Genomic DNA, 13,436 nt, shown 5'->3' on the forward strand with positions numbered 1-13,436 from the left:
GGCGCGCATGTGAACGTGTTCAGTTGCGGGGGGCGCGGTGCCCGGGAGCCGGCCGTGCCATGCTCCTCGCGACCTCGCGGGCGGCGCTGACGAAGGCCCGTACCGCGCCGGTGGTGTGTCCGGCCCGCCAGACCAGGCCGTAGCCGGTCGGCTCCGCGTCCGTGAAAGGGACGTAGGCGACACCGGGGCGGGCGTGGTACAGGGCCGTGTGCGCGGGCGCGAGCACCGCGCCCTTGCCGGCGGCGACCAGCATCAGCGCCTCCTGCATGGTGGTCATGCCGGGGCCGCGGGCGATCGGCCTGCCGCTCGGTGTGTGAGCGGGGAGGTGGTGTGCGAGCCAGTACTCGGGGACGTCGCCGATGATCGTGAGCAGCGGTACGTCGGCCAGGTCCTCCAGGGAGACCGCGTCCCGGGCGGCGAGGGGATGTGCCGAGCCGACGGCGAGGACGCGCTCCTCCGCGAGCAGTGTCGGGCCCTCGCCCAGATCCTCCTCACGCACGGGCAGTTCGGCGATCTGGAGGTCGAACTCGCCCTTGCGCAGCTGCCCGTACGGATCGGCGAGCGGTACCTCACAGATCTCCACGGCGAGCCCGGGGTGGCTGGCGCGCAGCGCCTCGGTCGTCTTCATCACGATCTCGCCGGTCAGCGGGTTCGGGAAGCCGACATGCAGCACGGTGTCGATGCCGCGCGCGGTGGCGGCGGCCCGCTCCAGGGCGGCTTCGATCGCGCGGTGGTGCGGTTCCAGGTCCGCGCGCAACTGCCGGCCGAGCGAGGTGAGGGCGACGCGGCGGCTGGTACGGATGAACAGCGGTGCGCCGACGCGGCGTTCGAGGCGCCGCACGAGCTGGCTCACCCGGGCCCGGGACAGCCTCATGCGGTCGGCCGTGCGCCCGAAGTGCAGTTCCTCGGCGAGCAGGAGGAAGCACACCAGTTCATCGCGTTCCATCGACGTCCCCCGGTCCCTCGGATCGGTAAGCCTGGTTGAACGAACGTCGCGGTATTCGCCGTTGTTCCTCTCCTGCGCCTGATCGAGGGTGGTTCAGCCGACAACAGACCCACACAGCGAGGAACTGACATGGGCTCACCGAAGGCGGTTGCTCTGAGTGCGCGCGACTGGGGGGTCCTGCTCGTCCTGTGCGGCGCGATCTTCCTGGAGGGCATCGATGTGGCCATGCTCAATGTGGCCCTGCCGTCCATCCGGGCCGACCTCGGTCTGTCCACCGGCTCCCTGCAATGGGTCATGAGCGCGTACGTCCTCGGATACGGCGGCTTCATGCTGGTGGGCGGACGCGCCGCCGACCTCTTCGGCCGCCGCCGGATGTTCGTCCTCTGGCTGTCGGTCTTCCTGCTCTTCTCCGGACTGGGCGGATTCGCCACGGAGGGCTGGACGCTGATCGCCGCCCGGTTCGTCACCGGAGTCGCCGCCGCCTTCATGGCCCCGGCCGGCCTCTCCCTCATCACCACCAGCTTCGAAGAGGGCCCGCAGCGCAACAAGGCCCTGCTCCTCTACTCCGGCACCGCGGCCGGCGGCTTCTCGGTCGGCCTGGTCGTCGGCGGGCTGCTCGCCTCGGCCGGCTGGCGCTGGGTGTTCTTCGCACCGGTCGTGCTCTCCGGGCTGATCCTCGTCGCGGCGCTCGTCCTCGTGCCGAGGACACCGCGTCCCGACCGCACCGGCCGGAGTACCGACCTGGCCGGCGGCCTCACCATCACCGCCGCCGTCGTCCTGCTCGTCCTCGGCGTGGAGCGCGCCGCCCACACCAGCCTCGTGTGGACCCTCGGCACATTCGGCACGGGCCTCGTCCTCCTCGCCGCGTTCATCGCCAGGGAACGCCGCTCGGCATCCCCGCTGGTCCGGCTCGGCATCTTCCGCAGCGGCGCCCTGGTCCGCGCCCATCTCATCGGACTGCTCTTCGCGGCGGGCTTCTTCGGATTCCAGTTCCTGGTCGTCCTCTACCTCCAGGAGCTGCGCGACTGGTCGACGCTGGAGACCAGCTTCGCGATGATCGTCGTCGGTGTCGACGCGATCCTCTCCCCGGTCCTCACCCCCAAGCTGGTGAACCGCTTCGGCAACGCCCGGGTGATCTTCGGCGGACTGCTGCTGGCCTCGCTGTCGTACGCGCTGTTCCTCCCGGTCGGTGCCGACTGGACGTACCTGGCGATGCTTCCCAGCCTGCTGACCCTCGGCATCGCCTTCTCCCTCGCCTACGGCCCCCTCACCATCGTGGCCACCGAGGGCGTCCGGGAGGAGGAGCAGGGCCTGGCCGGCGGACTGCTTTACACCGCTTTCCAGTTCGGTGCCGCGATCGGCCTCTCCGCGGCCACCGCCGTCAATGTGTCGGCCACCGCGTCGACGTCACCGGCCGCCCTGCTCGACGGCTACCGGGCGGCCCTGTGGGTCCCCCTCGCCGCGGCCCTGCTCGCCACACTGATCGGTGCCCTCGGACTGCGCGGCCGGCCGGCGGTCACGATGGCCGCGTCGGGCGTGCCCGACGACCGGACCGCCGACGAACTCCCCGCCTCCCACTGATCACTCGCCGGTGAGGTGCACCCCTGTGCGTCACCAGGGTCAGCGCGTTCTCCGACGTGCGGGACGCCTTCTCCGGCCACGCGCGAGAGATCGCCTGGGCCCCGGTGCTCACCGTCGGCCGCGGCCCGGCACTCAGCCGAAGGAGACCGGTCCGTTCGGGGTGTCCACGGTGAAGGAGAGCGCGAACGGGCCCGTGGTGAGCGTCAGCGCGGTCCCCAGGGCCGCCAGCGGGCCGCGCTGACCCTCCGGGTCGGGCGCCGAGGCCGACACCGCCAGCAGCGGGGTGACCGGCAGGCCCGAGTCGGCCGGGTGGGGGGAGTCGCCCCAGTCGATGAGGAACGGCAGCAGGCCCCCCGTCTCCCCGGGTCCGGCGTCCGTCAGCCGCCACCGCAGCAGGGTGCCGTCCGGGGTGCGGCGGCTCATCGGCCGTACCGGGCCCGGGTCATGGCCCCGCGCCCGCGCACCGGCGATCGCCGCGTCCAGGTCGGGCGGGCTGATCGCCCAGGTCAGCACGGCCGGCCCGGTCAGCCGGTCGACGCCGAACGGCCGCGGCCCGGAAGGGTCGGGCTGCTCCGGATCGGGCCCGAGGATCTCCAGGTAGCTCCGGCCGCCCAGCCCCACCAGGTGGTTGCGCGTACCCAGCCCGAGGTGGACCCCGCCGGGCGCCGGAGTGACCCCGGTCCGCCGCGCGAACGCGGTGACCGTCGCGCCCAGGTCGGGCGTGGCCAGGACGAGATGGTCCAGCAGTGGCGGAATCGCGTTCATCGCGCAGGAGGTTACGGGATCGGGACCGTCCCCGGGAACGCCCGTGCGGCACCATGGGCGCGTGATCCGTACCGCACGCGTCCTGCCGCCGCTCCTGCTCCTCCCCGCGCTGCTCACGGCGTGCGGCACCGAGAAGGCGGACACCGGCGACACCCGGGGCGCGGCGTCCGCTGATGCCCGGGACCCGGCGTCCCCGAGCGTGCCGCGCGCCGAACTGGACGCCAGGCTGCGCGCGTTGGGCATCGCGCCCGAACTCGTCTACGTCACCGACGTGCCCGGCTTCACGCTCGCGCAGCAGTCCGTCGGCGTGAACGGCGACGACGGCTTCTCCGCCGCGTACTGGGCGAAGGACGGCGCCGTGCTCCACCTCTACGCCGAGCGGGGCAGCGCGGCCGACTGCCCGCAGGGCTACACCTGCGTGGCACCGGCGAAGGGCCAGGTGGTGCGGATCAGCGGCGAGAAGGTCGCGGCCGACGTGCTCCGCGGCGCCGCGGACGCCGTCCACCGTCCCGCGTCGGCGGAGCTCGCCGCGCTGCTGCCGCCGGTTCCCACGGCGACGGTGCCGGTGCGGCGCGGTGACCTGCCGTCGTACGGCGACGGAGCGCCCGACGACAGCGTGGGCGAAGGCGGTTGAGGAGAACGTCTCCTGACCCGACGGTGCCGGGCCAGGGCACGGCGGACCGCCCTGCCGGGCCGTCGGGCGTGCGCCTAGAGTCCCGTGGCATGCCTCCTCGTCTCCTCCTCTGCACCCGCACCACCGACTACCGCCACGACTCCATCCCGGACGCGGTCGCCGCCGTCCGGGCGCTGGGCGGGTTCGCCGTCGAGCACACCGAGGACCCCGCGGACCTGGAACGGCCGCTGGACGGGTTCGCGGCCGTGGTCTTCCTCTCCACCAGCGGGGACGTGCTGACCCCGGCCGGACGCGAGCGGCTGGAGCGGTACGTCCGGTCGGGCGGCGGCTTCGCCGGGGTGCACGCGGCGGCCTGCACCGAGTACGGGTGGCCGTACTACGGCGAACTCCTCGGCGCCCGCTTCACCCGGCACCCCGCCTACCAGCCGGGCCGGGCCCTCGTCGCCGACCCCGCCCACCCCGCGACCCGGCGGCTGCCGTCCGTCTGGGAGTTCACCGACGAGTGGTACGACTTCGACCACGCCCCGAGCGGCGGGGCACGCGTGCTGCTGCGCGCCGACGAGACGTCGTACGAGGGCGGCGGGATGGGCGCGGACCATCCGCTGGCCTGGTGTTACGAGCGGGGTCCCGGAGGCGGACGCGTGTTCTACACGGCCCTCGGTCATGCCGCCGGCGCCTACCGCGACCCGGTCTTCCTGGCCCACCTGAACGGCGGCCTCACCTGGGCGGCAACGGCCGCCCAGTGACGTTTCTGCGGTGAACCGGTTGCGCCGTTGGAGTGAGTAAAGCTGGCGTAGGGGGAAGGTCACGTGACTATCTAGAGATGCTCTTGTCTTGGCAAAGGGCGTCGAGACGCGGCGGCCCCCTTCCGTCCCGCGTCACCCACCCACAGGAGGAGCCGGACCTTGACCTACGGTAATAAGCTGCGCGAGCGCATCGCCGATCCCGGAACCACGCCGCTGATCGGCGTGTACGACATGTACTCGGCGTCGATCGCGGCCAAGCACTACGACGGGATGTTCGTATCGGGCTTCGGCTTCGCGGCCTCGTACTACGGACTGCCGGACATCGGATTCATCGCCTGGCCCGACATGGTGGCCTTCGTCCAGCGGCTGCGCGGGGCGTTCCCCCACCACCACCTGCTGGTCGACATCGACGACGGGTACGTCGACCCCGAGGTCGCCTGTCACGTCGTCGAGGGACTGGAGCGCATCGGCGCCTCCGGGGTGATCCTGGAGGACCAGAAGCGGCCCCGCCGGTGCGGCCACGCCGACGGCAAGCAGGTACTGCCCCTGGAGGAATACCTGGAGAAGCTGCACAAGGTCCTGGAGACCCGCAAGGACCTGGTCGTGGTCGCCCGCACGGACGCCACCGACGAGCACGACATCCTGCACCGCGCCGAACGGCTCGCGGCCACCGACGCCGACGTGGTGCTGGTCGACGGGGTGCGCAGCGTCGAGTGGATCAAGCGGATCCGTGAGGTCGTCGGGGACAAGCCGCTGCTGTTCAACCAGATCGCCGGCGGCAAGTCGCCCCGGCTGTCGCTCGGAGAGCTGTCCGACCTCGGCGTGGACGTCGCCATCTACAGCACCCCGTGCCTGTTCGCCGCGCACGAGGCGATGGACTCCGCGCTCGCCGGCCTGAAGGCGGCCGACGGCCGGCTGCCCGAGGTGGACCCGGCGAGCGGCGTCGGCGTGAAGGCCTCCACCAGCCTGCTGGAGCGCAACATCGCCCGCGAGCGGCTCGCCCCCGAGGGCGTGGGCGTGTGAGCGGTGCCGTACCGCGGCTCGGCATGGCCACGGCGGTGGCCGCCGTGCTCCTCGGGGCCGGTGCCGTACCCGCCGTCGCGTCCGGGAGCCTGATCACCGTGATCGACAACTCCCACGCCGACTCGTGGCTCGAAGTCGATCGCGCGGCCAACCTCCAGACCGGCAGCGGCACCGCCGGCAGCGACCACGACGGCAGCGCCGTGGACGTGGTCGAGGCACTCGTCGGGGCCGACCGGGGCGAGGAGGACTGAGCGGCCGCCGGACGACACGACGGCCGGGCACCCCCTGCGGGAGGTGCCCGGCCGTCACCGTTGCACCGGCTCCCGGCGTCCGGTCGCCGGACTCAGTCCTCCTTGAGGTCGGGACGGCCGTTCTCGTCGAGCTCGACGTCCTCCTTCGGGTCGTGCTCGTCGACGGGCGAGGCCACGGTGGCGCGCTGCTGTCCCGGAGCGAGGGTGCGGCAGGCGGCATGGGCCGTGCCGTAGACGGTGACCAGGGCGACCGCGGCCACGGAGAGGGCCGCGGCGATACGCGTGGAGTGCTTCATGTCCGGCGAACGATCACCGCTGGCGCGGGGTCACCTCCCGCGCCCCGACCCGCCGCCGGGATCACGCGGTCGGCCGCTCGGTCCGGCGGAGCAGCCGGCCGGTGCGGCTCACGGGCGGCACGCGGCGGGGACCTTCCCGCGTGGGGCCGTGCTCGCGCGCCGCACCAGCCGTGTCGACAGCTCCGTCCGCGTCCCCTCGGGGCGGTCGCCCCGCGTCATCCGCACCAGCAGCCGCAGCGCCGTCGCCGCCATCTCCGCCGGCGGCTGGCGCACGGTCGTCAGCGCCGGGGTGACCCAGCACGCCTCGGGCAGATCGTCGAACCCCACCACGCTCACCTCGTCCGGCACCCGCACCCCCCGTTCGGCCAGCGCCGCGTACACCCCGAGCGCCATCCGGTCGGAGCACACGAACACCGCGCTCGGCGGCTCGGGCAGGTCCAGCAGCTCGTGCATGCGCAGCCGGGCGGTGGTCTCGTCGGGGCCCGCGTGCCGCACGCACTCGGCGCGGTGCCGCACCCCCGCCGACACGAGCGCCGAGCGGTAGCCGGCCACCCGGGCGGCGTCGGCCATCGTGCGCCGGTGCCCGGCGATCACCGCGATCCGCTCGTGCCCGAGCCCCAGCAGGTGCTCGGTCGCGCTCACCCCGCCCTGCCAGTTGGCCGCCCCGACCGACACCACGCCGGCCGGCGGCTCGTGCGCCGGGTCGATGAGCACGTACGGGATGCGGTGATGGTCCAGCCGGGCGTACTGGGAGGCGGACGGCTCCGCCCGGTCGGCCAGCACGCCCGAGGAGCCGCGCGTGGTCAGCTTGTCCAGCCAGTCGCGCTCCGGCGGGCGTCCCGGAGCCGGGCCCGGCCGGCCGAGACGACCACCTCCGGGCCCGCCTCGTACGCCGCCGCCTCCACCCCGTGCAGCACCGCACCCGACCAGGACCTCTCCAGTGAGTGCAGCACCAGGTCCACCAGGCCCGGCGCCTTCGCCGCGTCGAAGCGAGGGCGGCGCACATAGCCGAGCCGGTCGAGCGCCTCGGTCACCCGGCGGCGGGTCTCCGGGGCCACGTCCTCGCGGCCGTTGACGACCTTCGACGCGGTGGGCACCGACACACCCGCCTCCCGGGCCACCACCTCCGGCGTCGGCCCGGCCCCCACGCTCGCACTCCCCGCACGGACCATGGGGAACCACCTGTCCGGCCCGCCCGCGGGCCATCGAAAGTCGCGACCGACACCGCTCCCGCGGCTGGCTCGGCGACGGTGCAGAAAGCGCTTCCTGCGATAGATGCGGGGCGGGACGGCGGGAAGACGGGGGGATTCACGGGATGGCACCGGCTCAGACTTTCGAAACTCCGCCGTACACCGGGCGGCCCACGTCGCAGACCCGTGCACCGGAATAGGTCCGGGCGCTGTGGCGCTCTTGGTGAGAAGAGGCACGCGTGCGTGGCGAAGGGCTGGTGGGCGATGACGGCAGACCAGACGGGCCCCGTGGTCAGAACGCCCCACGGGGCCGTACGCGGCCGGTACGAGCGGGGGATCGCGGTCTTCCGGGGCATCCCGTACGCCGCCCCGCCCTTCGGCCCCCTGCGGTTCCGCCCACCCCGGCCGCCCGAGCCCTGGGACGGGGTCCGGGACGCCGGAGCGTTCGGGCCGACCGCGCCGAAGCCGCCGTACTCCGAGGCGTTCGCCCCGTACCTGTCCGACCCCGTGGTCCCCGGCGACGACTGCCTCAACCTGAACGTCTGGACCCCCGAGCCGGGGCCCGGCGCCCGGCTCCCGGTCCTGGTCTGGCTGCACGGCGGCGCGCTGACCAGGGGTTCCTCGGCGGTTCCGGTGTACGACGGCAGGACTTTCGCGCGCGACGGGGTCGTCTGCGTCTCGGTCAACTACCGACTGGGGGTGGAGGGCTACGGCCTGTTCCCCGACGCGCCCCCGAACCCCGGCCTGCGCGACCAGCTCGCCGCGCTGCGCTGGGTGCACGAGTCGATCGAGGCCTTCGGCGGCGACCCCGGCCGGATCACCCTGTGCGGCCAGTCGGCCGGTGCCATCAGCGCCGGCGTCCTCCTCGCCGCACCCCAGACGCGGGGCCTGATCCGGCGGGCGGTCCTACAGAGCGGCGCGCCCGAGGCCGTCGACCGCGACAAGGTACGGCGGATGGTGCGCCGGATGGCCACCCGGCTGAAGATCCCCGCCACCGCCGAGGCGTTCGCCGGGGTCGACCGCGCACTGCTGCTGCGCACGCAGGCCGAGGTCGGCCGGCTCAGCAGCCCGGTGCTGGGCGGGCCCGCGTTCGGCATCGTCGTGGACGGCGACCTCGTGCCCCGCGACCCGCTGAAGGCGCTGACCGACGGCGCCGCCGCCCGGGACGTCGACCTGCTCATGGGGTGGACCCGGGACGAGTACCGGCTGTGGCTGGTGCCCGGCGGACTGCTGGAGCACGTCGACCGGCTCGGCGCGGTCGCCCTGGCCGGGGCGATGGCCCGCTGCCACGCCGGGCACGAGGTGGCGCGCGGCTACCGCGCGCTGCACCCGGACGCCGGGACCGCCGAGATCGTCGGCCAGATGGTCACCGACCACCTGCTGCGGGTGCCGCTGCACCGGCTCGCCGACGCCCGCCCCGGCGCCAGTCACCTCTACGAGTTCGCGTGGCCCTCCCGGCTGCCCGGCCTCGGTGCCTGCCACGCCCTGGAGCTGGGGTTCGTCTTCGACAGCGGGGACGTGCCCGAGTCGCGGATGCTGGCCGGTGAGGGCGCCCCGCAGGAGCTGAGCGACGCGATGCACGCCGCCTGGGTGCGGTTCGCGGCCACCGGGGACCCCGGCTGGGCCGCCTGGGACGCGACCCATCCGGTGCGGGTCTTCGGCGAGGGGGAACCGCATACCGTGCACGGTCCACGGGATGCGGAGACCGGCCTGTGGCCGACTGCCCGCACCGTCCCGGAGCCCGCCCCCGCGTCCGGGGTCCGGGCGCCGGGGGCCGAACTGGCGGCGGCGGTACGGCGTCTGCGGCGGTCGGTGGTGGCCCGGCACCGCTGAGGGCCTTCAAGAACGTTGCCCGCCGCAGCGGTTGCTCCGGCGGGGGCCGGCTGTCGGCGGCCCACGCCGCACCTCGCGATCTGTCAGATTGCAGTCTTGGGGAAGGGTCCACACACCAGGAACCGCCCGGGCGGGGAAGCGGTCGGCTCGGTTCGGCTACGTGGTGAGCGCTCCGGCGATTCCCGTGATCGCCTCCGGGCCGACCCGGCAGCACCCTCCGATCAGCCGCGCTCCCGCCTCCCGCCACGCCTTGACCTGCCCGGCGCCGAACGTGGTGCGTCCGCGCCAGGCGCGGGCCCGCGCGTCCCAGGCCTCGCCGCTGTTGGGGTACACCACGACCGGCTTGCCGGTGACACGCGCCGCGATCTCCACCGCGCCCCGCACATCCTCCGGCGCACAGCAGTTGACGCCGACCGCGATCACCTCGTCCGCGTCGGCGGCGAGGCCGAACGCCTCCTCCAGGGGCTGCCCGGCCCGCGTCCGCAGACCCTCGACGGTGTACGACAGCCAGGCAGGCACCCCCAGCCCCCGCACCGCCCGCAGCAGCGCGGCGGCCTCGTCGGCGTCCGGGACGGTCTCCAGCGCGAGCACGTCCGGCGCGGCGGCGGCCAGCACCTCCATCCGGGGCCGGTGGAACCGCTCCAGCTCGTCCACGCCCATCCCGTACCGGCCCCGGTACTCGGAGCCGTCCGCGAGCATCGCCCCGTACGGACCGACGGAGGCGGCCACCCACAGCGGGCGGGGGACACCGGCTCCGTGGGCCTTCCGGGCCGCCTCCCGGGCCAGTTCCACGCTCAGCCCGAGCAGCCGCGCGGCTTCGTCCCGGCCGATGCCGCGCTTGCCGAAGCCCTCGAAGGTGGCCTGGTAGCTGGAGGTGATCGCCACGCTCGCGCCCGCGAGGTAATAGGCGAGGTGGGCCTCGGTGACCGCTTCGGGCCGCTCGGCGAGCAGCCGTGCCGACCACAGCTCGTCGCTCAGGTCGTACCCGGCCGACTCCAACTGGTTGGACATGCCGCCGTCGAGCACGACGGTCTCGGCGGCGAGGGCGTCGGCGAGGCTGGGGGAGGTGTGGCTGGTCATGGTCACGACGCTAGTCGAACGACCGGGAGAAAGGGATTTCCCTCCGGTCCCGCTTTCTCCGCCGGACCCATTGACCCCCTGGTGGCCCGCCCGTACCTTTTCGGCGTTCGGAATCACAGATGACGTACGGGATATCGAACGACGAAGGGATATCGAACGAGCAGTCCTTGACCGGCAGCCCTCGATTCGAAGGCATCGCTTCCCCACGAGAGGCAGTCCGCATGAGCCGCGACCACGACCTGCCCGAAGCTCCCAGCCGCAGACTGATGCTGAAGGGCGCCGCGCTCGCCGCCGGCGCCCGACCGCCGCCCCCGGCCTCGCCCAGGCGCCCCCACGCCCCGGCAGCCGCACCCGGAGGCCACGACCCCCTACGGGAACCCCCTTGTCCTCCAGCGCGCCGACCCGCACATCACCCGCCACACCGACGGTCTCTACTACTTCACGGCCACCGTCCCCGAGTACGACCGCATCGTCCTGCGCCGCGCCCGCACCCTGAACGGCCTGGGCGCGGCCGACGAGTCGGTGATCTGGCGGGCGCACCCGACCGGCCCGATGGGCGCCCACATCTGGGCGCCGGAGCTGCACCGGATCGGCGGCAAGTGGTACATCTACTTCGCCTCGGCCCCGGCCGAGGACGTGTGGGCCATCCGGATCTGGGTGCTGGAGAACGCCCACGCCAGCACGAACCCGGCATGGACAACAACACCGCGCTGTGGATCTCGAAGATGGCCGACCCATGGACCCTGACCGGGCCCCAGGTCCGGCTGTCCACCCCCGAGTACGACTGGGAGTGCGTCGGCTACAAGGTCAACGAGGGGCCGTACGTCCTGGTACGCAACGGCCGTGTCTTCCTCACCTACTCGGCCAGCGCGACCGACCGGCACTACTGCATGGGCCTGCTGACCGCCGACGCGCACAGTGACCTGCTGGGCGCGCGGAGCTGGGCCAAGTCGCCCGTCCCGGTCTTCACCAGCGACGACACCACCGAGCAGTACGGCCCCGGCCACAACTGCTTCACCGTCGCCGAGGACGGCCGTACCGACGTCCTCGTCTACCACGCCCGCCAGTACAAGGAGATCACCGGCGACCCCCTGCACGACCCCAACCGGCACACCCGGGCCCAGAAGCTCGGCTGGAAACCGGACGGCACGCCGGACTTCGGCGTACCCGTCGCCGACGCCGTGGAGGAGGGCGCGTGAGATGAGGCGCCCGTACGCGATCCCGCCCGCCCCGCGTCGGGTGCCCCCGGGCGAGGTAAGGGTGGGATGAGTCCCCGGGGCGCCCCGACCGGAACCGGGGCGTCCCGGGTCCCGCGAGGAAGGACCGTCACCGCCGTGATCGAACTGCCCGCCGACGACCGGGTGTCGAGCCCATACACCGGCTTCACCCGCGCCCACTGGGAGGCCGCCGCCGACGCGTTGCTCGCCGCCGTCGAGCCGTACGCCACCCCCGACCGCGCCCTCTACCACCTGCCCGGCGACCGTGTGAGCCACGCCGGCCGCCTCTCCGACGGCCTCGAAGGGTACGCGCGCACACTGCTGCTGGCCGCGTTCCGCCGTGACGAGACCGCGCTCGGCCGGTACGCCGAGGGCCTCGCGGCCGGGCCCGGCGGGGTCTGGCCACGGATCACGGACCGCGGCCAGCCGCTGGTCGAGGCCGCCTCGATCGCGCTCGCCCTGCGGCTCACCCGGCCCCTGCTGTGGGACCGCCTGGACGACGCCGTCCGCGAGCGGACCGCCGCCTGGCTGGCGGACGCGCTCACCGCTGAACCCTGGCCGTGCAACTGGGAGTTGTTCCCGGTCACCGTCGGCGGCTTCCTCGCGGAGACCGGCCACCGGGAGGAGGCGGCGCGCAAGGCGGTCGACCGGGGGCTGGAACGGGTCGAGGGCTGGTACGTCGGCGACGGCTGGTACACGGACGGCGACGGCCGGAAGTTCGACTACTACAACGGCTGGGCCATGCACCTGTACACCGTCCTGCACGCATGGCTGGCGGACGACGGCGCACTGCTCGACCGCTACGGCCGCCGGCTGTCCCGCCACCTCGCCGACTACGCCCGCCTGTTCGGCGCCGACGGCGCCCCCCTGCACCAGGGCCGTTCCCTCACCTACCGCTTCGCGACGACGGCCCCGCTCTGGCTCGGGGCCCTGACCGGACACACCCCGCTGCCGCCGGGCGAGACACGGCGGCTGGCCTCCGGAACGCTGCGGTACTTCCTCGACGGCGGCGCGGTCGACGAGCGGGGCCTGCTGCCGCTCGGCTGGCTCGGCCCCGACGAGTCCGTCGCGCAGGCCTACTCGGGCCCCGCCTCGCCGTACTGGGCGAGCAAGGGCTTCCTCGGGCTGCTGCTGCCACCCGGGCACGAGGTGTGGACGGCACCGGAGGAGCCGGGCCCGGCCGACCGCGCCGACGGGACACACCCCGTGCCCGCCCCCAACTGGCTGCTCCAGACGACCCGTTCGGACGGCGTGGTCCGGCTGCACAACCACGGCAGCGAGGACGTCCGCTACGACCCCTACTACACCCGGCTCGCCTACTCGACCGCCACCGCGCCCGTGGCGTCGTACGACAACAGCGTGATCGTCGACGGCGATCCCAGCCGTACGCGGATCGAGCCGCTCGGCACCGGCGAGGGGTGGATCGCCTCCCGGCACACCGTGCGCGCCGGGATCACCGTCACCAGCCTGGTGGCGGTCCGGGGAGCGATGGAGGTGCGGGCCCATCTGGTGGCGGGCGCGGCACCCGGCACGCCGGTACGGGTGACGGGCTGGCCGGACGGGAAGGGCCTGCGCGCCGAGCTCACCCCGGTCACCGGCCTGTCGGCGGAGCTGACCGGGGTGACCGGGGACGGCGCGGCCACGCTCTTCGTGGCGCTCGCCCGGCTCACCGGGGAGCCGGACCCGCTGCCGCCGGCGGAGCTGGCGCGCGTGGAGACGGACGGCGACGAGCACGGCCACGAGGTGCGGGTGAGCTGGTCCGGGGGGCCGGCCGCCGCCTTCCGGTTCACGGCGGCGGACGAGGTGTCCGCCGGCCCGTCCTGGTCGGTGTCGCCCCGGTGAGGCGGCGGGGAGGGGCGCCGTACGTTTCGGCG

The 13,436-nt window shown here is 73.9% G+C and carries 11 protein-coding genes and 2 pseudogenes; 8 read left to right on the forward strand and 5 right to left on the reverse strand.

All coding sequences use genetic code 11. The annotated features are described in order from the left end of the window. Positions 1-19: 19 nt before the first annotated feature. Positions 20-946 carry a LysR family transcriptional regulator gene (locus IE294_RS01765; protein WP_189881516.1) on the reverse strand — a complete coding sequence of 309 codons (927 nt, stop codon included), beginning with the start codon at positions 944-946 and terminating at the stop codon, positions 20-22. A 129-nt stretch (positions 947-1,075) separates the two neighbouring features. On the opposite strand from IE294_RS01765, the gene IE294_RS01770 reads away from it, so the two are divergent. Beyond that, entirely contained in the window at positions 1,076-2,527 is a 1,452-nt protein-coding gene (locus IE294_RS01770) for an MFS transporter (RefSeq protein WP_189881518.1), read from the forward strand. Between the two features lie 132 nt (positions 2,528-2,659). On the opposite strand, the gene IE294_RS01775 is transcribed toward IE294_RS01770, so the two are convergent. Then, on the reverse strand, positions 2,660-3,292 hold the full coding sequence (locus IE294_RS01775) for a VOC family protein (RefSeq protein ID WP_189881520.1): 633 nt from the start codon (positions 3,290-3,292) through the stop codon (positions 2,660-2,662). Between the two features lie 61 nt (positions 3,293-3,353). Here IE294_RS01775 and IE294_RS01780 point away from each other — a divergent pair, with 61 nt between their 5' ends. The 4 genes from IE294_RS01780 to IE294_RS01795 all read left to right on the forward strand — a co-directional run bounded on the left by IE294_RS01780 (position 3,354) and on the right by IE294_RS01795 (position 5,946). Further along, positions 3,354-3,926: a membrane lipoprotein gene (locus tag IE294_RS01780; protein ID WP_189881523.1), complete on the forward strand. Its 573-nt coding sequence runs from the start codon at positions 3,354-3,356 to the stop codon at positions 3,924-3,926. 89 nt (positions 3,927-4,015) lie between these two features. Continuing rightward, the gene (locus IE294_RS01785) at positions 4,016-4,672 is read left to right on the forward strand and encodes a ThuA domain-containing protein (protein ID WP_189881525.1); all 657 of its coding nucleotides are present in this window, start codon (positions 4,016-4,018) and stop codon (positions 4,670-4,672) included. Between the two features lie 159 nt (positions 4,673-4,831). Further along, positions 4,832-5,695 (forward strand): isocitrate lyase/PEP mutase family protein, encoded by an 864-nt coding sequence (locus tag IE294_RS01790; protein ID WP_189881527.1) that lies wholly within the window; start codon positions 4,832-4,834, stop codon positions 5,693-5,695. Continuing rightward, entirely contained in the window at positions 5,692-5,946 is a 255-nt protein-coding gene (locus IE294_RS01795; RefSeq protein ID WP_229916985.1) for a hypothetical protein, read from the forward strand. Before IE294_RS01790 ends, IE294_RS01795 begins: the two co-directional genes overlap by 4 nt. A gap of 92 nt (positions 5,947-6,038) precedes the next feature. Here IE294_RS01795 and IE294_RS01800 read toward each other — a convergent pair whose 3' ends face one another. After that, entirely contained in the window at positions 6,039-6,242 is a 204-nt protein-coding gene (locus IE294_RS01800) for a hypothetical protein (protein ID WP_189881529.1), read from the reverse strand. A gap of 108 nt (positions 6,243-6,350) precedes the next feature. Continuing rightward, a pseudogene (locus IE294_RS01805) lies at positions 6,351-7,414 on the reverse strand (LacI family DNA-binding transcriptional regulator). 282 nt (positions 7,415-7,696) lie between these two features. Here IE294_RS01805 and IE294_RS01810 point away from each other — a divergent pair. Further along, positions 7,697-9,265 carry a carboxylesterase/lipase family protein gene (locus IE294_RS01810; RefSeq protein WP_189881531.1) on the forward strand — a complete coding sequence of 523 codons (1,569 nt, stop codon included), beginning with the start codon at positions 7,697-7,699 and terminating at the stop codon, positions 9,263-9,265. Positions 9,266-9,421: 156 nt separating this feature from the next. On the opposite strand, the gene mmuM is transcribed toward IE294_RS01810, so the two are convergent. Next, positions 9,422-10,345: a homocysteine S-methyltransferase gene (gene mmuM, locus IE294_RS01815; RefSeq protein ID WP_189881533.1), complete on the reverse strand. Its 924-nt coding sequence runs from the start codon at positions 10,343-10,345 to the stop codon at positions 9,422-9,424. A 221-nt stretch (positions 10,346-10,566) separates the two neighbouring features. On the opposite strand from mmuM, the pseudogene IE294_RS01820 reads away from it, so the two are divergent. Next, positions 10,567-11,544: pseudogene (locus tag IE294_RS01820) on the forward strand (glycoside hydrolase family 43 protein). 138 nt (positions 11,545-11,682) lie between these two features. After that, entirely contained in the window at positions 11,683-13,404 is a 1,722-nt protein-coding gene (locus IE294_RS01825) for a DUF2264 domain-containing protein (protein ID WP_189881806.1), read from the forward strand. Positions 13,405-13,436 lie beyond the last annotated feature (32 nt).

Source organism: Streptomyces canarius (assembly GCF_014650735.1).
GTDB classification, from domain to species: domain Bacteria; phylum Actinomycetota; class Actinomycetes; order Streptomycetales; family Streptomycetaceae; genus Streptomyces; species Streptomyces olivaceoviridis.

What these genes read in the sequence shown, in the direction of transcription:
- IE294_RS01765 (WP_189881516.1), bottom strand. Translation starts at nt 946, where the DNA reads ATGGAACGCGATGAACTGGTGTGCTTCCTCCTGCTCGCCGAGGAACTG.
- IE294_RS01770 (WP_189881518.1), top strand. Translation starts at nt 1,076, where the DNA reads ATGGGCTCACCGAAGGCGGTTGCTCTGAGTGCGCGCGACTGGGGGGTC.
- IE294_RS01800 (WP_189881529.1), bottom strand. Translation starts at nt 6,242, where the DNA reads ATGAAGCACTCCACGCGTATCGCCGCGGCCCTCTCCGTGGCCGCGGTC.
- IE294_RS01810 (WP_189881531.1), top strand. Translation starts at nt 7,697, where the DNA reads ATGACGGCAGACCAGACGGGCCCCGTGGTCAGAACGCCCCACGGGGCC.
- mmuM (WP_189881533.1), bottom strand. Translation starts at nt 10,345, where the DNA reads ATGACCAGCCACACCTCCCCCAGCCTCGCCGACGCCCTCGCCGCCGAG.
- IE294_RS01785 (WP_189881525.1), top strand. Translation starts at nt 4,016, where the DNA reads ATGCCTCCTCGTCTCCTCCTCTGCACCCGCACCACCGACTACCGCCAC.
- IE294_RS01775 (WP_189881520.1), bottom strand. Translation starts at nt 3,292, where the DNA reads ATGAACGCGATTCCGCCACTGCTGGACCATCTCGTCCTGGCCACGCCC.